Source organism: bacterium (assembly GCA_030018315.1).
GTDB lineage: Bacteria > Hydrothermota > UBA3073 > JACQXS01 > JAGMCI01 > JASEGA01.
The window spans coordinates 34172-57555 of record JASEGA010000007.1 but is presented as its reverse complement, the minus strand read 5'-3'; the positions used below and the strand labels follow the sequence as shown (position 1 = coordinate 57555).

Here is a 23384-nt window from a genome sequence, read left to right as displayed (position 1 = left end):
GGAGGTGTATTATGAATATAGTATTAGCTTTAATGTTTGGGGCTTATTTTTGGGGCTCCAATGTCTATTATGGGGCAGAAACAGATAGAGTAGAATTGACGAAGGGACCGGATTGGATGAAGAGATTTGAATCCTATACTAAGATTAGTGGCAGCAACAGGGAGTGGAATACCGTCTCATATAGTGATTTTATGATAGATACAACTCTATGTTTTTGGTCTTCACCAGCTCATCAGGGTACACCTAAAGTTGCTTCTGATGGTGAAGATTATTTTGTTATATGGAGTGATGAGAGGGTATTGCAAGATGTTTATGGCACACGTGTTTCTGCTGAAGGTGAAGTTCTTGACCCTAACGGGATTAAGGTAGGTGGGACAGGTGCTGTTGGTAACTACCTTGTTGGCATGTTTCCAGTGGTTGGATATGGGGATGGTATTTATTTATGTGTGTACGAAGACTTAGATATTGGGGGGACATGGGTTTGGGATTTATTTGGTGTACGGATACGGGCAAGCGATGGTTTAGTACTTGACACACTCCGCTTTAACATAACAGATTCACCAAATCGTGCTGGAGGTATGGCTCATGTAGCATTTGATGGCACTAATTTTCTTGTTGTATGGCATGATTGTGTTCCTGGTGGAGGAGATGATGAGATTAGAGGTGCAAGAGTGACACCTGAAGGTGTTGTATTAGACTGGCCTAATGGGTTTTTGATTTATAAATCTACTGTGGGTAGAAGTTTTTATTCAGATGTTGCCTTTGATGGCGAAAATTATTTAGTAGTATGGACTGAGGAAAAAAGCAGTTACTGGTCAACTTATGGGACAAGGGTAACACCACAAGCTGAAGTCCTCGACCCACAAGGGTTTGCAATATGTGATATGCCTGGTCAACATACATTTATGCCACGCGTTACATTTGGTGACCCTTATTATTTTGTTGTATGGGAAAGCCTTGGTGAAGATTATGGAGTGAGAGTTAATAAAAAAGCACAAGTGCTTGACTCCTTGCCAATTAGAATCTCACCGACTACATATTATACACCTTTTGCATCTGTTACTTTTGATGGTATAGATTATTTTGTGACTTGGCCAGTCCAGAGTGGTCAATATAAGGGTTGTTATGGGGCAAGGGTAAGTAAAGATGGTATATTACTTGATGCTACACCAATTAAGATAGAAAATGTCACGCCTGCATATGTGACTGAAGTTGCATCAAATGGGTTAAATTCTTTTACAGTCTGGACTGAAGCGCGATATGACTCAAGGGATATATTTGGGGCAAGAGTAAATCAGGCTGGTGTTGTTCTTGACACTAATGGGTTTATTGTATCAACTCAATCAAATATTCAAGAGATGCCAGTAGTTGCCTATGATGGTGTAAATTATTTATCTGCATGGAGTGAGCATCGTAATTCGTGGGATATATATGGTAAAAGAATTACTCAACAAGATGGCTCAATTGGTGACCTTATTCCCATATCAACAAGGAATTGGATTGAATACTGGCCTACAATAGCATTTGCAGATTCAAGTTACTTAGTTGCATGGCATGCTTTTCCATCAAGTTGGGATATTTGGGGTGCAAGGGTTACACCATCAGGAGAAGTGCTTGACCCAAATGGTATTACTATAGGGGCATGGGCAGGTAATCAGGGCTATCCATCAGTTGCATATGGTGGTGTAAATTGGCTTGTAGTATGGGATGATAGTAGAAATGGGAAAGAAGACATTTATGGGGCAAGGGTAAAGAAATCGGGTGCAGTTATGGACATATTTGGTATTCCTATTTCAACTGCACCACTAGAACAATGGTTTCCATCAGTTGCATTTGATGGTGATAATTATTTTATTGTATGGCAAGACTGTAGGACTGGTATTAATTTTGAGATTTACGGTGCACGCTTAACACCGGGTGGCACATTACTTGACCCTGATGGCATCTGCTTGTTCCCCAGCGGATTGGGACGCTCATGTGTGCTACCAAGAATTTGTTTTGGTGGCACTCATTATTTTGTTACCTGGATGGATACAAGGAATGGGAATTGGGATATTTATGGCGGAAGGGTGACTCGTGAAGGGGTAGTACTTGACCCATCGGGTATACCAATTTGTACTAATAGTTCAGCACAAGGGTTTCAGAGCGTAACTTTTGATGGTACTAATTACATTGTTTTATGGGAAGATTGGCGTAGTGGTACTAATTGTGACATATATGGGGCAATCATTGATACAAGTGGTGAAATTATTGAAACAATAGTTGTATCAGATAAACCGGTTACAGAGGTAACACCAGCCATTGCAAATGGTCCTTCTAACAAAGCATTGTTTACTTATTCAAGATATGCCTCTTCACCTTACGAAGTTTTACGGGCTTACGGTAAATACTATCCATTCATTGGAGTTGAGGAGGCTATTTTGGATAAAACTACACTCTTACTCAAAATCACACCAAATCCATTCACCCAAACTACAGTCATCAGTTATCAGTTACCGGTAAAGAGTAAAGTATCGTTAAGGGTTTATGACATTTCAGGTAGATTAGTAAAGACACTGGTTGATGAAGTCAAAGAAGTTGGCTACCACTCTACTGTCTTAGATGCTAAACTCATGAGAGAAGGCATCTATTTCTGTAAATTAGAGTATGGGGGTAGAGTACTCACCCAGAAGATGGTGTTATTACGATAGCAACTCATTTATATGGTAAGCACCTGTGGATGGCTGCAATAACAGATACACCAGCTTATTACTTTCTTTACAAATTTTATTTCCAGTAAAAAGCTTGGTTAGATAATCTATATCTAAAAGAAGCTACTTTCTTATTTTAAATATTTTGTATTTTCATAACTCGCAGGGAATAAAAACTTGACTTTTTAGAATTACAGGATAAATTTTATAAATGAGAAAGAGCCAAATAGGTATATCTTTATTTGATGTTGGGATAGGTGGGTTTGCATATTATATAGCCTTTGTCTTAAGGTTTTCAAGTTTTACTTTTCCAGCTGATTTTCCTATATTTTTAAAAACTCTACCAATTGCAATCCTTATAAAGTTTGTTATATTTAACTACTTTGAACTCCATAAAGGAATCTGGGAATATGCTTCTATCCAAGACTTGATTGATATTCTCAAAGCTGCCACCCTTACTACTTTATCAATAATTTTTGTAATTTTTGCACTATCTCGAGGAGTAGGGTATCCGCGTTCAGTCCCTATTATAGATTGGTTCCTTACTGTAATATTTGTGGGTGGCTCCAGGTTTATTATAAGGATAAGAAAGGAGGCTCTTAAGCCTTCTATTACTCGTTCTAAGCGTGTCTTAATTGTAGGTGCAGGAGATGCAGGGACAATGATTTTAAAGGAGATGAAAAATAATCCAAGTATTGGTTACAATCCAATTGGGTTTGTTGATGATGACCCTTTAAAGCAAGGCAGGGCAATCCACGGAGTTCCTATAATTGGCAAACAAGATAATATTCCAAATCTTGTAAGTAGATATAAGGTACAGGAAATTATTATTGCCATACCATCTGCATCAGGAGACGAGATGCGTAAAATTGTTGAAAAGTGTAAGCTTTCGGGTGTTAACTTTAAGACATTACCTGCACTTGGTGATATAATAAATGGAACTGTATCCATATCACAAATTAAAGATGTAGATGTCACAGATTTACTCAGACGCAAGCCAATAGAGTTAGATACAAAATTTATCTCTCTACATCTATCTGGCAAAAGGATTATGGTTACAGGTGCAGGTGGCTCAATTGGGGCAGAACTTTGTCATCAGATAGCAAAATTTAATCCAAATAAGCTCATATTGGTTGATATAGCGGAGAGTCCGCTTTTCCTTGTTGAGCTCTCGCTTAGACGTAAATTCACGAATTTGGATATAGTCTCATTCTTAGCTGATATAAAAGATACTGCAAGGATTGAGGAAATAATAAAAACTACAGGACCACAAATAATTTACCACGCAGCTGCTTACAAGCATGTACCAGTCTTAGAAAAAAATATAAACGTAATTGAGGGTGTAAAAAATAACATATTGGGTACAAAAAGGCTTGCCGACCTTGCCCTCAAATATACGATAGAAGAATTTGTCATGGTTTCAACAGATAAGGCAGTCAACCCAAAAAACATTATGGGCATCTCTAAACGAATAAATGAGCTTTATATTCAGTCTCTATCAAATGAATCGGGTACAAAATTTGTATCCGTAAGATTTGGTAATGTGCTTGACTCTACTGGTAGCTGTATTCCTATATTTAGGCAGCAAATAAAAGAGAACGAGTCTATCACTATTACACATCCGGATGCAAAAAGGTATTTTATGACTCTACCTGAAGCTGGTCAACTTATTATTCAGGCAGGCGCTATGGGGAATGGGGGTGAAATATTCATATTAAAAATGGGCGACCCAATACCTATCATTGACCTTGCACAAGACCTTATTGCACTGTCCGGCTTACCCAAAGATAAAGCTAAATTCTCATTTATAGGTTTAAGACCGGGTGAGAAAATTGAAGAAGAACTTATCGGAAAAGGTGAAAAAGTTCAATTAACTCACGATGAGAACATACTCGTTGTCAGCTCAGATAATCATATCTCTCACTCTGAGCTCTTAAAGGAGCTCAATGAACTTGAACAGTATGTAACTACACAAAATACAGAACTTGTTATCAAAAAATGTAAGTCCATTATAGATAATTATTCATGAGATTGCTTCGTTAATGCTTGCAATGACATTTTGGAAAGTCGAAAAATGACAAATATAGCAAAGATACTAATACTTATTGGAACATTTCTTATTTTATTTGGGGGAGTAACTCTTATTCTTGGAAAGATTGGATTCAGCAAACTACCCGGGGATATTCGCATACAGCATGAAAATTTCTCATTCTACTTCCCAATTACATCCTGTATATTGTTATCTGCAGTGATTACTTTAATTCTATCTTTATTTTTAAGAAAGTAAACCCATAGAAAAAATGGATGATATTGAATCTTTAGTAAGTGATTGCATCAACGTTGAGGAACACTCGTATCGAAACGGAATCCCTGTAATATGTGGAACATTACTTATAGAGGCAGAGCAGGCATTTAAATTAATAAGTGACAGGCTTAAGGGATTTAATTTACTGCCAGTGTTTAGGAAAAAGGAAGGGAAAATTGAACTCAGAATAGTAGAGCTTCCTAAAATAAGAGAAGAGAAACGATGGGTCAACCTTGTACTCCTAATTGCTACTGTTATCACGACTGTATTTGCAGGTAGTTTCCTTTCAGGTGTTAATCCATTTGAAAATTTGAAATATATCTCGTATGGTATTCCGTTTTCTTTTACCCTGCTTCTAATTCTTGGTTCACATGAACTTGGACACTACTTTGCTTGTAGACATCGTAACATAAGTGCAACCCTACCATACTTTATTCCGGTGCCACCGCCAATTTTTCCACTCGGCACATTTGGGGCTATTATACGAATAAAAGCACCAATATCAGATAAAAAGGGGTTAGTTGAAGTTGGGGCAGCAGGTCCGGTTACTGGGTTTATTATGGCTATCCCAATTACTATAATTGGATTGAAGTTATCAAAATTTATACCAGCCTCTCAAATAAAGGGTGCGATATTCCTTGGTAATTCATTGCTTTTCTGGACACTTACAAAATTGTTTGCTTCACATCCACCTATTGGGTATGAACTATCACTACATCCAATAGCTTTTTCTGGCTGGGTTGGTATGTTTGTGACTGCCATCAACCTTTTACCATTGGGACAACTTGATGGTGGTCATATAAGTTATGCCCTGTTGGGAGAGAGGGTCAAATTTATACCATGGATTATGATTGGGCTAATGCTTGCACTTGGAATTTACTGGCCGGGCTGGTGGATGTGGTCAATACTTATTCTTGTAATTATCGGCATTAAACACCCACCACCACTTAATAGTATCACTCAATTAGACTTACAACATAGAATCATTGGTGTAATAGCATTGTTTATATTTGTTATTACTTTTATACCAGTCCCATTTCGGGTATGATAAAAAATGTTTTAGTTGACAAAAAGCTATCATTGATATAATCTGTTTAAATCAATGAATAATAGAGCACTTTTTTTTGTATTTATTCCTTTTTTGTTCCTCGCGGGATGCAGAAAAGAAAAAGGTAAAGTTTTAGCAAAAGTAGGTAAAACTATTTTTACTGAGGAAGAATTTTACTTAATGATTCCTCCTCAGTATATAAGTATGCTTACCCCTGCTCAGAAAAAGGAGATATTAAAAAATTGGATAGATACCGAACTCTTGTATCAGGAGGCTCTAAAAGAGAAAATAGATAAAGAGTCACAAGTTAAGTCAAGAATTTATGAGATGGGACGCGAAATAATTGCAAATGAATTCCTTGAGCGGTACATAACTAAAATGGGAGGAGTTGATGATTCAGAAGTCATTGCATATTTTGAGCGTCACAAAGAAGAATACAATACAGAGAGACAGGTTGCCCAAATAGTGGTTAGGGATGAGTCTCATGTATATGAAATAATTGAAAAACTTAATGAAGGGAAACCATTCTCAAAACTAGCAGCTCAATATTCAATTGACCCGTCATCAAAAAATGGTGGCTTAGTAGGATATATAAGGCGTGGTGATATGCCAAATTTACCAGAGTTTGAAGATGCTGTATATTCAATCAAGGAAGTTGGAGCTATAAGTGAACCTATTCGGACAGTTTATGGGTACCATATAGTAAAGTTACTTGATATAAGGAAAACAGATAAAGAAGTAGATTACGAAAATATAAAAGATAATATAAGGAATTTGTTAATCCTATCCAAACAAAAGAAAATAGTAAGCGACCTTTTAGTTAAACTTCGTAAGGAAAAAGTAGTAGAGGAAAATTATGGGATACTTGAATAAATCTTTAATAATAGTTTTATGTTTTTTCTTTATTCCGGCTATAGTCGGAACAGAAACTATTGATAGAATAGTAGGAATTGTTGGAAATAAAGTGGTAACTCAATCGGAACTCGACGAGGCTATGCTATTAACTCAACTTACTCCTTCTGACTCACTTAGGTTAAAAATACTTGAGCAGCTAATTGAGCGTAATCTACTATTGATTCAAGCAGAAAATGAGACATTAGAAGTGAGCGATGAAGAACTGTCAGCTACCGTAAGCTCTGCTATGCTTGAATTACGGGGTAGGTTTCTATCAGATGAAGTTTATAAAGATGAACTTAAAAGGACAGGCCTTACAGAGGAAAGTTTGATTGACAGATATAAAAAAGAGGCGAGAGAAAATTTACTTATCCAAAAACTGTTTCAAAAGAAATTTGGTAAAGAGTTAGCAGTTAGTGATATTGAAGCTATCAATTTCTATAATACTTATAAGGATTCAATCCCACCTGAACCAGCAAGCATAAGGTTCTTAGGTATAATTGTTCCTTATAGACTTTCTTCAAAAGCCCAATCCATTGCAGAGAAGAAAGTGAATAAAATCTTAGACCGTATAAAAAGGGGTGAATCATTTGAAAAGCTTGCAAAGAAGTATTCAGATGACAAAGTTACAAGGAGTCATGGAGGTGACTTAGGTAGTTTAAATATAAGAGAGTTAGCCAAAGAGTTCCAAGATGTTGTCTCAAAATTAGATGTTGGTGAAACAAATGTTGTACAGACTGCAGATGCGTATCACATTATAAAATGTGACGAAAAATACGGTGACATACTTCATCTAAGAGACATTGTGATAAGAATATATCCAACTCATTCAGATTCTCAATCTACCAAGCAAACATTAGAGTTAGTAAAAGAGAAGTTGAAACTTGGTGAACCAATTGAAGGATTAGATGTAAAAATTACGGCCAAAGGCGAAGAGTTCATCCCTTTGTATAGTACTCCATTTTCTGTACCCCTCGAGTCAATAAATATAGGTGAAATTTACACTTTTAGCAATCCATACGGATTTGAAGTAATTAAACCTATAGAACTGCAGCCTGAACGTAAACTAAACTTTTATGAGATGAGACAGGAGCTAAAACAATTTATACATCAGAGAAAATTAGTCAAATTTTATAGTAAACTAATATCTGAGCTTAAACAGGAAATATTCGTAAAAGTGATGTTGTAAAAATGCAGGAGGATAAATGCATGCATTTGTTTTTACAATTCACATACTTGTGGCTATCTTTATAATTCTTGCTATCCTAATGCAACAAAGGGAGGGCGGGCTTTCAACTGTTTTTGGTGGCGGTCAATCAATATTTGGAGGAAGGGGGGCAGCTCCATTCCTCACGAAGACAACTATTGTACTCTTTATATTGTTTCTGCTAACCTCGTTTAGTCTCACCTTGATGTCAGGTAAGACTAAACCTCGTTCTGCAATAGAGAGGGCAGTCAAAAAAGGTGAAGTTGCGCCTATTCCTTACGAGGAAGAATAGATGAAGGCAATTGTTGAAATTGCTGGTTTTCAGTACAAAATAAAAGAGAATGATACTATAAAGGTACCCAAACTACATGGCAAAGAAGGAGATAAAGTCAATTTTCCAGTCCTGATGCTACTTGGAAAAGATAAAAATATAATTGGTCAACCTTATGTAAAAGGAGTATTTTGTGAGGCAAAAATTCTTGGACTTAGTAAGGAACCCAAAGTAATTGTATACAAATACAAGTCTAAAAAAAGGTATCGTCGTAAGAAAGGACACCGTCAGCCATATACTATGCTACTGATAGACAAAATAGCCGAAGTCGATAAACCTACATAAAAAGAAGAACCTGCACCTAAGGAATCACTACCGCCAAAGACACTCACAAAAAAGTTTCAGCAAAAGAAGCTTATGCCAAAAGCTAATATGGACAAGAAACGAATTAAGGAATGAATCAAAGAGTTTTTACTATACCCTCTTTGAGCAACTTTTACTTGCAGACTGGGTTTTAAATCAAAAAATCTTATCACTTTCCTAAAATCATCCTAATGGATATCCCTAACAGAGCTATACCAAATATTTTCTTTAAGAAAGGGTCAGAAATATGAGCTGCTATATCAGCTCCCAAAAGACCACCTATAAAGAAGCCTAAACAGGTAAAAGCGGCTATCTTCAAGTTTACATATCCTTTGTTATAGTATACAAGCGCAGCAAGTAATCCAATAGGAGGGACTAATAATGCAAGTGTCGTCCCTTGAGCTTGGTGTTGACTTAACCCAAATAGATATACTAAAGCTGGAACTATTATGATACCACCCCCAATTCCAAGTATTCCAGCAAGTGTACCAGCCACTAAACCGAGTATTACATACGCAATGATATTAAACATTCTTATCCCCCTTTTGTAATTTTGGAATAGCTAAATCCTTCACTCCTTGTTTAGATAGTTTGGCTTCAGGCAAATTTTCCTGTATAAGTTCATGTATGATTTGAGCATATTTAACTTTCTCCCTTACCCAATTAGCTAACATCTTTTCATCAACCCATGGCTTGTAAAGAGCACCGGGTCCAGCTGCACATGCTGGTCCTGGCTCTATTTTAAAATAGCATGGTGCACAGACACGAGCAAACTCTGGACTGTCATAAATACGAATATAGCCACCAAAAGATTCAGTGAGCACAACATGGACATCTATCGGTATATCAACTGCTTTACGGATGGATGCAAATTGTGGTAAGCTAAGGTCAGCTACCGGATTAAAGCTATCTGCCCCAAGTAGTTGCAGCACTTTGCCACCCGCTGCATTGGCGTGTCCGGCATAAATTGAGACTTTAAAAATTACATCCTTAGGTATATCACCTCTTTGTCTCAGTAGATTAAGTAACCACAACTCACCTTCATCTATCACAAGGAAGCCACGAAATCCAATCTCAATGCATCGCATAATATCTGAAATTACTGCCCGTAGCTGGTCTGAGCCCCTAAATCTTAATCCAGAAAAAGCACCTTCAGGTGTAACAAGTTGTCGTCCCGTATCCCAAGCTGAACGTGGTCCGGGAGCGATTATGACTTCCAATTTAGCATCATGAGCAATCTGGGCAAAATCTTTAAGTTCAAATTTATCAAGCAATGTAGCACCCATAACTACTGAGACTGCACGATGTATAGGCACTTTACGCTTGTTCATCTCATCAACAAGAGCTTCAAGTACATTTACACGCTCTACACCTGATATTTCCATACGATACCAGGCACCATCTGGAAAACGCTTGGTGCTGGTAGGCAGGTCATAAGCATCTTTACCAGGAATACCCACCTTTTCCATAAGACTAATTACATCTTTCAACTTGAGGTGATACCTCTTCATCTCGCCCTCCTAATTTTAATTGATAGTGTATGCCTAATTTGGAATTTGTCAAGCCAAAACTAAAAATTGAAAGATACGGTCTTAGCGGAAGTTGGCAACTATGGAGCTTGTTTAGAAACTACTCCCTCATTGCATTGTATTTTGAGATAATTTGTAGATTAGTTCGTGTAGTAATAATTGTGGGTCTGCCTTTCCTGTTTTGATTGCAAGGTCTGTCTCAAATAAATATGAGAATACATTGAGTAAGTCTTCGTTAGACCATAGTTTTGTTTGTTCTTTATATCTTGGTAAGAAATGTTTATGTATTCCAAACGACTCATCCGGTTGTTCTTTTAACTTAAGTAGTTTATCAAAGTGCGTCCGAATGTGCCACACTATTTTGGTGGGCTCTTCACCAAGTTCAAACAGTAATTTAAGCGTTCTATATGCTACCTCACTCTTCTTCTCTCCTATTGCATGTATTAAATCAAATATAGAGCCTGTAAGCTCATGAGATTCAAGTTCTTGTACATCACTCAGACTAATAGTCCTTCTTGGCTCAATAAAATTCATAATCTTTGCAATCTCTGTAGCTAATGAGTAAAGGTCGACACAAAAAATTTGCTGTAAGAATTCAATAGCTTCGTATTCTATATCAAATCCCCTCTCTTTAGTCAAAGATTTAATCCATCCCGGTATCTCATTTTCAAATAATTTCCAGCACTTTAATCTCATAACATGCTCAAATTCAACCTTCTCACTCATCAATATAACGACAGCTGTTTTACTTGGCTTATCAAGCCATTGTTGTAGTGCTTTCCTCACATTTTGTGGTAGTAGGTCGGCGTTTTTAATTATAAGTAGCTTCTTTTTAGACCCAAATGGTGGCACTAACAGCCACGAAATAATATCAATTTGAAAATCTTCACCATAAACAACGAGTTTATCAGTGGCTTCAAATCTTGGGTCTATGAGTTTCGAGTGTATAAGAGCTATTATTTCATCTTTTATAAACTCATTTTCACCTAAAAGTAGGTAGCCGGGTTCAATCTTATTCTCCTTTATTTTTGTGATAAACTTTTGATATTCTTTCAACATTTGTTAGAATATAACACACATTCCATCTTTGTCAAGAGGTATCTCTTAAAACTATAAAGAACTTTTTTTATTTGACATTTATAATTTAAGCACTATATATTAAAACTATGAACAAAATTCTAAGTAAGAGGATACTGGCACCCGGAATAAAACTGTTTGAGATTGATAACCCACTAATTGCAGATAAAATACTACCTGGTCAATTTGTTGTCATCCGGTGTCATGAAAAAGGTGAAAGGTTTCCAATAACAGTAGCTGATGTAAACAAAACAAATCACTCTATTATAATAATATTCCAAGAAGTAGGTAAGTCAACTACTTACTTTGGTACTCTTAAAGAGGAGGACGAAATTCTTGATGTTGTTGGCCCACTTGGTAAACCATCTGAGATTGAATTATTTGGGACTGTTATTTGTATAGGCGGAGGAGTAGGTATTGCTCCTCTTTATCCTATAGTGAAAGCATTAAAAGCAAAAGGTAATAAAGTAATATCTATTATTGGGGCAAAGAGTAAAAACCTATTAATACTTGAAGAGGAAATCCGACAGGCTTCTTCTGAAATTTATATTACTACAGATGACGGTTCTTATGGGATGAAGGGCTTTGTCTCAAATGCACTTAAGAATCTAATCACTACTAGGCTTAAGATAGACCGTGTTGTAGCAATAGGACCAGCAATAATGATGAAAGTAGTCTCTGAATTAACGCGCCCCTATAGAATTAAGACAATAGTAAGCCTAAACCCAATAATGGTAGACGGAACTGGTATGTGTGGTGCATGTCGAGTTGAAGTAGGCGGTGAAACAAAGTTTACATGTGTGGATGGACCAGAATTTGATGCTCATTTAGTCGATTTTGAGTTACTGATGAAACGCCAATCAATATATCTAAAAGAAGAGAAAGAGTCTTTTAATAGATTCAAAGAAATGTTGTAAAGATGCACAAAATTGACTTTAGGGAGGTAAAACTATGAATAAACTTTTAAGTTTATTGGGGATACTTTCTCTCAGCTTATCACTTTTTGGTGGAGAACTAACGGAGACCGTTAGATTCAGTAAAACTGACCTTATATTTAGTAAGTTTAATGAATACGACGTTATCAAGCTGAAAGATGCAGTATACACTACAGAAGTTGGCAATCCTTTGCTTCCATGCTACCAAGTGAGAATTCTTATCCCATCAACAGCCACTGCTACCCGATTGGATGCCATTTTATTTGATAAAGAAAAACTTTACGGTAAGTACACTATTTGCCCAACACAACCACCAAGACCTGTTTCTATTAAAGAGGAAATACCATTTGTGCAACCTAATCCTGAAGTTTACAGTTCACATTCTCCTTATCCTGGAAAACTTGCAGAACTTGTAGGTACTGAGTCTAAAGGTGGATATAGGATTGCTGAAATACTCATCTATCCAGTTCAATATATTCCAGCTGAGCGTTCTCTTATTTTCTATTCAAGTATCGTTTTGAGGTTAAATTACGAAAATCGGCATCCTATAAGTGAGATAACCGAATTTCAGAAAGAAGCTATGGAAAGAACGATCAGGGGGTTAGTTATAAATCCTGAAGTCATAAATATGTACGCTCCATTAGTTAAGGATAAGCAAAATGAAATTAGGTATTGCATAATAACGAGTTCAGATTTTGCATATGAATTTCAAAGGCTTGCTGATTGGAAAACAAAGAAGGGAATTAAGACAAAAGTTGTAGCACTTGATTCAATATATGCTAACTACCCAGGGATAGATAATCCCACAAAGATAAGAAACTTTATTAGAGATGCATACGACAACTTAGGGACCCAGTACTTTTTATTAGGTGGACAGTGTGACTTTGAAAATGGACAAGAGGTTGTGCCAAGAAGAGACGTTTATTGCACATATGAGCCTCCGGATGTTTTCCCTGATTGTGACACTGTACCCTGCGATATGTATTATTCTGCTCTTGATGGCACATGGGATGGCAACGGTAATGGAACCTATGGGGAGATGGACGATGGAGTAGATTTATATTCTGATGTCTTTGTTGGTAGGGCACCTGTAATGAATTTGACTCAGGCACAGACATTTGTAGATAAAGTGCTCACTTACGAAAGAAATCCTCCAATGGGGTATCAAAAGAAAATTTTACTACCAGCAGCGCATCTATTTACCTTAGTTGATTACTGGGGCGATGTAGTAAATAATGCCATAGCAGAGGTTACACCACCAGGTGGATGGGGGATTGCAAAGCTATACGAGTCAAATGGAACACTAAGTAGACAGAGAGTGAGAGATTCACTCAATGCTGGTTTTGCTTTTGTCCATTATGCAGCCCATGGTAGACCTAATGGACTCTGTTGGATGAATGGTGAAACATTCTTTGACTCAGACGATGTTGATGGACTTCACAATGGAGATAAGCTTGGTATCCATAATGCTATTAGTTGTGCCCCAGGGGCAGTAGACTGGGTGCCGGGTGGTGACTGTTTTGCTGAGCATTTGATGAATAATCCCAATGGTGGAAGTATTGCATGCATTATGAATACAAGATTAGGACTCGGTGCTGTCCCAGAATTAGGACCATCAGAGCTTATGGACCTTGAATTTTATAAGAAATTGTTCAATGAAGACCTTTATCATATAGGTGAAGCCCACAATGCGTCTAGGGAGGAATATGCCACTGCTACCCAACCCGTATCAGAGGTACTTTGGAGATATTGTATTTACGAACTTACCCTATTTGGTGACCCAGAGCTACCGGTATGGACTGATGAGCCAAAGAATTTGACTGTTAACTACCAGCCAATAATTTATATTGGACCAAGTAAGTTTGAAGTAGCCTGCTCTTATAATAACAGCCCTGTCTCAAATGCTGTTGTGTGTCTAATGAAGGAAAATGAGCTATATGAAATTGGAACAACTGACCTATTAGGAAGGGTAATATTTAGTATCACTCCAACAACTACAGGAACTTTATATGTTACTGTTACGACACATAATTTCCTGCCATATGAGGGATACACTATAATATCATCACCAGTCTCAGTAGTCATTGAACCCGATACCATCAAAGTAACCAATCCAACCCCCATTTCCATCACATTACGCGACACTCTAAATCAGAGTGTTCCTAATGTTGTAGTGAGAATCTCAGGACTTGGAGTCTCAGAACTTGATACAACAAATACAGTTGGGCAGTGTATAATTAATGTCAATCCACCATATGGTGAGATTCTAAGATGTTATGGATACAAGATAGGCGAAAACTGGAACTTATTCTGGGATTCAATTTGGGTAACTGGAGCTACGGAGTTCACCTCTCCCAATCTATCAACTCAAGTCCCAGAAATAGGACTTGTTGATGTTTTAACTCCTTACTACGAAGGAATTATCACAGGAAGTTGCGAAAATTCTGGCTTTACTATCTTTGCTAAAGGATGTGGAGTTGATACTTCAGCCACTACTATAGGAACAGCGGGTAATTTAGGTGTTACACCTACCAATTGGGGTACATTATGGAGTTACATTGCAAAGACTGGTTATAAGGTGTATAAAGAAGCTTTCTCTGTAATAAAGATTTTTGGAAAATTAGTTGGCACTGTGAAATATAATAACAATCCTATTCCTGGGGTGATAATAAAAGGGTATAGAGCAGGCATAGATACAGCAGCAGTGTATCCAATTTTTATTGACACCTCTGATGCAAGTGGTTGGTATTCGAGTAGAGACTCAATTTCAGTTGACAAATACGATATCTATGCTGTAAGATTTGGCTACCTCCCTTATTTTGCTACCCATATTGTTAAGCATGGTATAGATACTTTTGATATACAGCTACAACCTGCCCCATATGCTCTACTTTATGGGACAGTGACTGACTCAATGACAGGAACCTCTTTAAGTGCTAATATAGAAATCTACCGTGTAGATAATATGGAACTTTATACCACTGCTTACACTGAGCCTGCTACTGGCGTCTATGAAGTTGCACTCCCCTACTTTACCTACAAATTGCATGTGGTATCCCCGCATTATTCTATAATTTATCGTAATGTAACTATTGATAGCGATAGTTTAGAGTTAAATTTTCTTATGTGTAAAACTAATGTCAATATCCTTGTTATCAATGACGACCTTGCAAAGGCTGGAGAATCAGCTACCAGAATAGCAACCCTATTTACAAAATTTGGTTACGATGTTACCCAAGAGCAATCATCAGCTACATCCCCATCTACTTGGGCAGATTACAATTTTATTGTATGGAGTGCCGGTGATGCTGCAGGAGCACTTACAAATTCTGTTCTACGAGATTCATTAAAGAGTCATGTACAAACTGGCAGAAAATTACTAATTGAGGGGGGTGAAATTGGCTACTTAATGTTAGACTTTGACTCCAATTTTGCAAGGACAGTACTTCATGTAGATAGCTGGTATGGAGACACTGCTGGCCCACTTGTGGCACAGAATCTTTCGCATTCTATAGTTACTACTCCAAACAACTTACCATATACTATACCAATATCTTATAGTAATTGGGGTGATGCTGATGTTCTTCGTCCATTAGAAGATGCAACCATTATTTATGGGACTCGTAAGTATAATAGGGCTGTAGGAATATTGGCTTACGAACCAACCCCACAGGTAGGTCAGATTGTATTCTATGCTTTCAATTTAATGGCAATTGATAGCTCAGTTGGAGCACAGTTACTTGAAAATACTGCACACTATCTTGTGCCCCAGGTTGGAATTGAACTAATTGAGAAGTTACCAAAGTTTTTTGACCTATATCCACCATATCCAAACCCATTTGGTAAAAGGACGGTGATTAAATATCAGATACCAGGAACCAAATCACTGGGGTTAGGAGTTAGACCTCAGATAAAAATTTACGACCTTACTGGTAGATTAGTTAAATTATTCCCACTTATCACTAACCACTTATCCACAGGATTCTGCGAACCACTAACCACTGCTGTGTCCTGGGATGGTTGCGATTCTTCAGGTGAGAGAGTTGCGTCTGGAGTATATTTCTGCACTTTGGAGGCTGAACAATTTCGGAGAACAAGAAAAATAATATTACTTCGATAGGAAATGGTTCATAACTTATGTCTACATTTTTGACAAAAATCTACCCCTTTATGGTCTGTATCAAGTAATGAATTTGAGAAATACATAACACATTTGGAATTATTGCAATGCGATAGCCCATATAAATGACCAAGCTCATGAACTGCCTCTTTAAGTGCCCTTTTAAAGAAGAGGTTAGTATCAACTGGGAGACTGTAAAATTCCTGTCTTAGCCGTGTAAGTGATATTATCCCAACCCTCCCTCCTATTGACTCTGCCTCTCCAAATATAAAATTAAGCCCAGGTACATATAAATCTACATCTATTAAACCCAATACTTTCTCATAATTCTTTATACTATCAGAAATAAATTTAACAATGGGAGTTGATAGATATTGTCCCCTCTTAGGATTGTATGCAGATTCAGGTATTTTAAATCCAGAATCAACAATCGCATTTCTTGTAAATCTCGCTTGAAGCGATTCTTTAAGAAAACTAATTACATTCGTATCAACTTCACCCACTGGCACTAATGCAATCGTGCTATTTGTAACTTTAATTTTAGCAGGATAATCTAAAAATAGAAAGCTAATCCCTAAAATCCACATAGGCTATTATTAAATTAATTCCAAAATCTCTTTAATATGCTTGAGGTCGTCCATAGCTTGACCAAATGCATTTTTGCCACACATTATCTTGTCACCAACAACGATAGCTCTCTGTTTAAGAATCACACTTTTGCCACTAAGTGATTGGTATTCAACATCGACTGGATGTTCTGATATCCCCCATAAATAAGGAAAGATTCCTGTTGCCTTTAGGCTATTAAAAAAGTAGTCCTCAGTCTGCTTCATATTAACTTGGATTGCAACTGGTGACCAATTCTTTGGCGCCTTTATTCCGGGTGAAAGTGTATACAAGATACCTGTATCTACCTTTTGTGAATCATCAAATGAATCAAGTAAATCAATTGCAATCAAACTACCACGATACATTGAATGACCGTCAGCTTTCATCATAGAAGTCGCACCCGACTGCCAGCCTGCATAAAGTTGCAGATTAGTGTCAGAGTTAATGTAACTCATATCAGCAGGATGTGTATCATCTATGAGTACCGTATGGCCTTCTGGGATAAGCACCTTAAATAGTGGAAAATTATATCCTCTAAGGGAGATAGAGGTTGGAAAGTCGCCATATTCCATTATAGCCTTATTCATCTCCTTATCAAATTCTTTCCTTATATTAAAATTTTTTTCAATCTCACTTTTGGGTGGCGGTATTGAGCCTGGCGGATAAAAGAATCTTGTCTCTTTAATTGGGGATTGGGATTGGAGATTATAATTTTTTCTATACCAGGTAGCAAAGTCAAGTTCAACATAGTTTAGCGATATGGTTTTAAATTCTTCATATACAGCTCTGGCGTTAGACTTGGCGTTATTTGTGACAATGAATTTGTATTTAATGGGAGACCACCCTAAATAAGATTTAATTTCACTTGCTATCTCTAACTCTTTCCTGCCAGTTAAGAAACTTCCTGACCCAAATATTGCACAGGAAAGTATCTCATCTTCTTTTAGCTCATATAGTGGAACAAATTTGATACTCGTATCTTTTCTTAGCTTCTCCCATAGCAATTGTAGTCTTTGCTGCAACTCATAAGGTGAATAGTTTTTCCATACAGCTTTTGCCAAATCTTTTATAGCATTTACTCTTTTCTCACTTATCGCCTTAATATTCATAATTCATACTATATACTGTCTACTATCTGCTTCTGTTTATATCTCCTCAGTGAGTTCAACAAATCGTTTATAAGGAATAGCAGTCCAGCTCTCTGCCTTTGTAGCCCCTAATGATAGACTTATCATTGATACCTTTGCCGCTACCTCTTCATTTGGTGCTTCATAGATATCGAGAAAGTCATAAGGACCGAGTAATGCGTAGTGAGATATGAACTTCACTCCAGGGCATTTCTCTTTTACCATCCTACGCCACCGCTCCCCAATTGCGGCTCTCTCCTTTATTCGTTTTGTTACTTCAGGAGCTAACTTTGTCATAAGAACAAATGTAGACATAATTCTACCCCCTATTTAAATTTATAATTTACCTTTAGTCCCTTCTCCCCTATATCTTTCCTATAATACATTCCATCAAAATGAATATGCTTTATCTCCCTATATGCTGCTTCTATTGACCCTTTTAATGAGTTACTAACCCCTGTTACACCAAGAACCCTCCCCCCAGAAGTAAAAAGTCTATCTCCCTTTTTTTCAGTCCCTGCATGAAAGATGATTACATCTTGTATCTTATTTAGTCCTGTTATTTCCTTACCCTTTTCATACTTATCCGGATACCCCTCTGATGCTAATACTACACAGGTAGCAAAGTCTTGCTTCCACTTAAGTGATACCGATTTCAGATTACCTTCAATAGTCGCAAGTATTGGTTCCATTATATCACTTTCAAGTAAAGGTAGGACAGGTTGTGTCTCAGGGTCACCAAACCTACAATTAAATTCAAGCACTTTTGTACCTTTCTCAGTAATTATAAGTCCTGCATACAATATCCCTTTATAAACTACACCCTCCTTCTGCAATCCCCATATACAGGGCTCAAAAACTTGCTCAATTACTTTATCAACATCCGTTTTTGACAGCACTGCCGGTGCATAAGCACCAATACCGCCGGTATTCGGCCCTTTATCACCGTCAAGTAGTTTCTTATAGTCTTGACATGGAAGTAGTGGTACGAAATCTTTACCATCAGTAAATGCGATTGCAGAAACTTCCTCACCTTCAAGGTATTCTTCAATAACAACTTGGCTACCTGACCTACCAAATATCTCTTCAACCATTATTTTTTGCAATATCTCAGCAGCTTCTTTTTTATCCTTCACAATGAATGCACCCTTACCAGCTGCTAGTCCAGCTACCTTTATCACAATCGGATATTTAGCAGTTTTTACAAAAGAATTTGCTGTTTCTATATCATTGAATATCTCAAATTCTGCAGTCGGGATTCCAGCTTTTTTCATTAACTCTTTAGCAAACGATTTATCCGATTCTATTGTAGCACCCTCTTTAGTAGGACCAAATGCCCTATTTTTAGGCAGCTCATTAACAAGACCAAGAGCCAGAGGAGCTTCAGGTCCCACTATCACAAGGTCAACATTCTTTGCAAACTTAATAAGTTCACCAATATCTTCAGCCCCTATTTGGATACATTCAGCAATCTCTAAAATACCGCCATTCCCGGGTGCAGAGTAGAGCTCATCCACAAGTGGTGACTTGGAAATCTTCCAAACAATAGCATGCTCCCTGCCACCCCCCCCTACAACAAGTACTTTCATAAATTTGCCTCTACTTTGCTTAAAGTGATAACTTCACCATCACTCACTTTCTTAAACTCACTTGGGTCACCAATGACCTTTCCAACTACACAAACAGCACTCGCCGGTTTAATTGTATTCCCTCTGCTGATAGGTGTAGGGCCAAAGAATATACAAAATGCACGACCATCTGGCCAATAGCCGATGTCTCCTAACTCAACTATGGTTTTGGGGTTCTCAATCTGAGTAGTTACTGGAATAGTGAAATAGATTTCGTCACCCCACGTGTTTACAGTCCCATTGATAGGTAGAGCAGACCAGATAAGTTTGGCTGTCTTAGAGTTGTTAAGCTCACCTATCATTGTAGCCTTTCCTGCTTCTATCTTAATTTTCATTTTACCCATTTGCTATCGCCTGTGCTACTGCTGCCTGTCCTAAAGATATACCCCCATCATTTGGAGGTACATTTAAATGCGTGTAGACAATGAAATTTTCAGTCTCAAGCATGTTTACTACAAGCTCGGTCAAAATCTTGTTCTGGAATACACCTCCAGATAATGCTACTTTGTTTATACTATATTTCTTACGGATTTGCAAGCAAAAACTTTTTGTTATATCAACAATAGTATAGTGGAAGCGTGTAGCTATCTCAGATATGTTGGATTTCGTATTTACTATCTCACGCATCATTTGTGATACATCCACAACACCATCCTTTATTTCATATTTATATGGATGAACTTGACAGCAGTCTTCTAGATTACACACTTGTTCAAGTCTTATCGCACCTTCACCTTCGTATGTATTGAAATCACATAGTCCAAGTAAACTTGAAATGGCATCAAAAAGTCTACCCATACTTGAACTCAACGGACAATTTACACCTTGTTTAATCATTTGAAGTATAAACCTACTGTTTTTCCATCTTTTGATAAATCTTTCGCAATCCTCCCCAAATACATTCCAGAGATAGCTAACAGCCATCCTCCACGGCTCAATCGCCGCCTTATCACCTCCTGGTAGCGGAATATATTTTAAGTGCCCAATTCTATCAAACTTTTTATAATCACAAATTAAGAACTCACCCCCCCACGCTTTACCATCAACTCCATAGCCTACACCATCAAATGCTATCCCAATCACTGGCGGCTCTACTTCATTCTCTACCATACAACTTGCAATATGAGCATAATGATGTTGAACCTGTATCCTGTGTTCTGTATCCTGTATACTATACGCATATTTAGTAGATAAATATTCTGGGTGCAAGTCGTGTACAACGATTTTTGGCTCTATTCCGAACAGTTTCTTGAAGTGCTCAATTGTAGATTTATAAAACTTATATGTCTCAAGATTATTCAAATCGCCTATATGTTGTGATACAAAAGCAAGATTATCTCTCGTTACACAGAAAGTATTCTTTAATTCTGCACCAGTTGCAAGAATACAATGTCCGTTAGTTGGCAGCTTTATCGGTAAAGGAGTCCAGCCTCTTGCCCTACGGAAAATGACAGGTGTGTTATTTATAACTTTAGCAACCGAGTCATCACATCTTGAATAAATATTCCTGTTATGAACGAGTAAGTAATCTGCAATACCCGATAGTTTCGTAATTGCTTCACAGTTATCTATTAACAGTGGCTCATCTTTAAAGTTACCACTTGTATCTACTATAGCCAATAAGTCTTCAGTTATTAAATAGTGTAAAGGAGTGTACGGAAGCATAGCTCCAATATATTCATTTTCAGGTGCTACTGATGGAGCGATAAGATTATTCTTTTTTTTCTTTAATAACACAATTGGCCTTTGAACCGACTTTAATAATCGCTCCTCATCCTTTGACACATAGGCGTATTTTTTTACAAGTCCTACTTCTGCTGACATAACTGCAAATGGCTTAAATTCTCTTGCTTTTGCTTTTCTCAGCCTCGTCACTGCTTCTTTATTTGTTGCATCGCAACATAGATGGAAACCACCTATCCCTTTGACTGCTATAATTTTGCCATGTTTTAGCAACTTAACAGCTAATTTTATTGCTTTATCTCCACATGTAGGATAGGGACTGTCCCCGAATGGGGACTGTCCCCGATTCTGAATTAACTCTACTTGAGGTCCACATTTAGGACAGGCATTTGGCTGTGCATGATACCTGCGGTTCTCAATATCTTTGTATTCGTTTGCGCAGTCCTTACACATTACAAACTCAGCCATCGTTGTCTTACATCTATCGTATGGGATATCGTGTATAATTGTAAACCTAGGACCGCAATTGGTACAGTTTATGAAAGGGTATCTATATCTACGGTCTTTTAGAGTTTGAAGCTCTCGCAAACAATCATCACAAATAGATATATCTGGAGGGATAAGCACAAATTTATCCCGCTCCTTTGTAAAGGTGCGGGATTTACCACTTACCATCTCACTTGGCTCTATTTTAAATCCTTTAACTCCTTTAGCAGGCTTAAACTCGAGTGTTCTGTTTTTGATAGTAGCAAGTGGCGGCGCTTCTTGTAATAAGTGGTCGTAGAAAAGCAGGATGTCTATCTTATTACCTTCAACCCATACTTTTACTCCACCTGAGAAATTTTTTACCCAGCCCGTTAGTGAGAACTTTTTTGCAACCCTGTGTAAGAATGGCCTAAATCCAATCCCTTGCACTACTCCTTCAAGTATTATTTCGGCACCTATTTTTTCTTTTGCCATCAACTTTACAGCCTCTGCAACTGGTTTACTAAGTCTTTCTCCAAACCTACACGACTTGACCTGTATCCCGAGTGTAAAGATTTTAGCTCTACTTTCATCCCTAATCCACTTTACAAAGTAATCTAATGAAAGAGTATGAGTTGATAATCCATAAGAGTCTATTTCATCAGTACTAAATACCTTAATAGTGCCGGGCTCAACTCCAAAGTTGACAGCGTCCACAACTATAATTATATCTGGATTTGCTTTTACTATCGGATATAAATAGTTTTCAGGTACTTCACCACAGTCAAATAATACCATATTTTTGAGCCGAGATTTATCCCGCTCCTTTGTAAAGGGGCGGGATTTACATTTACGCAGTAGCCCTATGAATGTGGGACCGACACCATCATCGCCCTTTAGCTTATTACCAATGCCTATCCACAGGATTCTGGGAACAATAGCAAGCTTTTGGGAGTGCTTTCTATATCTCTTCATAATTACAGCTTTAAATTATACTATAAATTTAGCAATGGGTCAAGTTAAAACGCCTTTTGTTAGATAGAGTACATTTTCAGAAGGGAAATATATAGAAAAGCTTAATAGAGCTAAAAAATTAAAAAACATCCTTTTTAAGCAATCAAGAGAAGCTTGTAAAATAGTCTAATTAATAAGCTATCGCATTAAATACATCTTCTTTGTTGCCGTATAGTCACCCGCTTGTAATCTATAGAAATAGATTCCACTCGCCAGCTTATTACCAGAGTTATCCTTACCATCCCATCTTACAGTATGATAGCTTGCCTCAATTTCCCCACTTACAAGAGTTGCTATTTTCTGACCCAAGAGATTATAAACGGTAATGTTTGCATTGGCATCTTTTGATTGTCTAATGCATATTGAAGAACATAGTAATCAATACCACTTAAGTAATCTGTTGAAGAATGCCAAATAAA

General features: G+C 37.3%; 20 protein-coding genes. 10 read left to right on the top strand and 10 right to left on the bottom strand.

Annotation, left to right across the window (positions count from 1 at the left end):
• Window positions 1–11 precede the first annotated feature (11 nt).
• The 8 genes from QMD71_03860 to rplU all read left to right on the top strand — a co-directional run bounded on the left by QMD71_03860 (window position 12) and on the right by rplU (window position 8760).
• Complete coding sequence (locus QMD71_03860; protein MDI6839981.1) at window positions 12–2690, top strand: T9SS type A sorting domain-containing protein; 2679 nt, start codon at window positions 12–14, stop codon at window positions 2688–2690.
• Window positions 2691–2901: 211 nt separating this feature from the next.
• Window positions 2902–4719, top strand: coding sequence for a nucleoside-diphosphate sugar epimerase/dehydratase (locus QMD71_03855; GenBank protein MDI6839980.1), 1818 nt, complete (start codon window positions 2902–2904; stop codon window positions 4717–4719).
• A gap of 45 nt (window positions 4720–4764) precedes the next feature.
• On the top strand, window positions 4765–4977 hold the full coding sequence (locus QMD71_03850; GenBank protein ID MDI6839979.1) for a DUF2905 domain-containing protein: 213 nt from the start codon (window positions 4765–4767) through the stop codon (window positions 4975–4977).
• A 13-nt stretch (window positions 4978–4990) separates the two neighbouring features.
• The gene (locus tag QMD71_03845) at window positions 4991–6043 is read left to right on the top strand and encodes a site-2 protease family protein (protein MDI6839978.1); all 1053 of its coding nucleotides are present in this window, start codon (window positions 4991–4993) and stop codon (window positions 6041–6043) included.
• A gap of 54 nt (window positions 6044–6097) precedes the next feature.
• The gene (locus tag QMD71_03840; GenBank protein ID MDI6839977.1) at window positions 6098–6916 is read left to right on the top strand and encodes a peptidylprolyl isomerase; all 819 of its coding nucleotides are present in this window, start codon (window positions 6098–6100) and stop codon (window positions 6914–6916) included.
• Complete coding sequence (locus QMD71_03835; GenBank protein MDI6839976.1) at window positions 6900–8126, top strand: peptidylprolyl isomerase; 1227 nt, start codon at window positions 6900–6902, stop codon at window positions 8124–8126. Before QMD71_03840 ends, QMD71_03835 begins: the two co-directional genes overlap by 17 nt.
• Before the next feature lie 16 nt (window positions 8127–8142).
• Window positions 8143–8436, top strand: coding sequence for a preprotein translocase subunit SecG (gene secG / locus QMD71_03830; GenBank protein MDI6839975.1), 294 nt, complete (start codon window positions 8143–8145; stop codon window positions 8434–8436).
• On the top strand, window positions 8437–8760 hold the full coding sequence (gene rplU, locus QMD71_03825) for a 50S ribosomal protein L21 (protein ID MDI6839974.1): 324 nt from the start codon (window positions 8437–8439) through the stop codon (window positions 8758–8760).
• Between the two features lie 187 nt (window positions 8761–8947).
• On the opposite strand, the gene QMD71_03820 is transcribed toward rplU, so the two are convergent.
• The 3 genes from QMD71_03820 to holA form a co-directional block, all read right to left on the bottom strand.
• Entirely contained in the window at window positions 8948–9310 is a 363-nt protein-coding gene (locus QMD71_03820) for a sulfite exporter TauE/SafE family protein (GenBank protein MDI6839973.1), read from the bottom strand.
• The gene (locus QMD71_03815) at window positions 9303–10289 is read right to left on the bottom strand and encodes a hypothetical protein (GenBank protein MDI6839972.1); all 987 of its coding nucleotides are present in this window, start codon (window positions 10287–10289) and stop codon (window positions 9303–9305) included. Before QMD71_03815 ends, QMD71_03820 begins: the two co-directional genes overlap by 8 nt.
• A gap of 126 nt (window positions 10290–10415) precedes the next feature.
• Entirely contained in the window at window positions 10416–11366 is a 951-nt protein-coding gene (holA, locus tag QMD71_03810; GenBank protein ID MDI6839971.1) for a DNA polymerase III subunit delta, read from the bottom strand.
• A gap of 107 nt (window positions 11367–11473) precedes the next feature.
• Here holA and QMD71_03805 point away from each other — a divergent pair, with 107 nt between their 5' ends.
• Entirely contained in the window at window positions 11474–12301 is an 828-nt protein-coding gene (locus QMD71_03805) for a sulfide/dihydroorotate dehydrogenase-like FAD/NAD-binding protein (protein MDI6839970.1), read from the top strand.
• A gap of 34 nt (window positions 12302–12335) precedes the next feature.
• Window positions 12336–16439, top strand: a complete 4104-nt coding sequence (locus QMD71_03800) for a C25 family cysteine peptidase (protein ID MDI6839969.1) — start codon at window positions 12336–12338, stop codon at window positions 16437–16439.
• 8 nt (window positions 16440–16447) lie between these two features.
• Here QMD71_03800 and QMD71_03795 read toward each other — a convergent pair whose 3' ends face one another.
• The 7 genes from QMD71_03795 to QMD71_03765 all read right to left on the bottom strand — a co-directional run bounded on the left by QMD71_03795 (window position 16448) and on the right by QMD71_03765 (window position 23322).
• Entirely contained in the window at window positions 16448–17026 is a 579-nt protein-coding gene (locus QMD71_03795; protein ID MDI6839968.1) for an archaemetzincin family Zn-dependent metalloprotease, read from the bottom strand.
• A gap of 9 nt (window positions 17027–17035) precedes the next feature.
• Window positions 17036–18157 (bottom strand): hypothetical protein, encoded by a 1122-nt coding sequence (locus QMD71_03790; protein ID MDI6839967.1) that lies wholly within the window; start codon window positions 18155–18157, stop codon window positions 17036–17038.
• Window positions 18158–18193: 36 nt separating this feature from the next.
• The gene (locus QMD71_03785) at window positions 18194–18490 is read right to left on the bottom strand and encodes a GYD domain-containing protein (protein ID MDI6839966.1); all 297 of its coding nucleotides are present in this window, start codon (window positions 18488–18490) and stop codon (window positions 18194–18196) included.
• An 11-nt stretch (window positions 18491–18501) separates the two neighbouring features.
• Window positions 18502–19764, bottom strand: a complete 1263-nt coding sequence (gene purD, locus QMD71_03780) for a phosphoribosylamine--glycine ligase (GenBank protein ID MDI6839965.1) — start codon at window positions 19762–19764, stop codon at window positions 18502–18504.
• Complete coding sequence (locus tag QMD71_03775; protein MDI6839964.1) at window positions 19761–20138, bottom strand: cyclophilin-like fold protein; 378 nt, start codon at window positions 20136–20138, stop codon at window positions 19761–19763. The genes purD and QMD71_03775 overlap by 4 nt, the downstream gene beginning before the upstream one ends.
• A 1-nt stretch (window position 20139) precedes the next feature.
• Window positions 20140–22926: a carbamoyltransferase HypF gene (gene hypF / locus QMD71_03770; GenBank protein MDI6839963.1), complete on the bottom strand. Its 2787-nt coding sequence runs from the start codon at window positions 22924–22926 to the stop codon at window positions 20140–20142.
• A 177-nt stretch (window positions 22927–23103) separates the two neighbouring features.
• Entirely contained in the window at window positions 23104–23322 is a 219-nt protein-coding gene (locus QMD71_03765; protein ID MDI6839962.1) for a FlgD immunoglobulin-like domain containing protein, read from the bottom strand.
• Window positions 23323–23384: the final 62 nt, after the last annotated feature.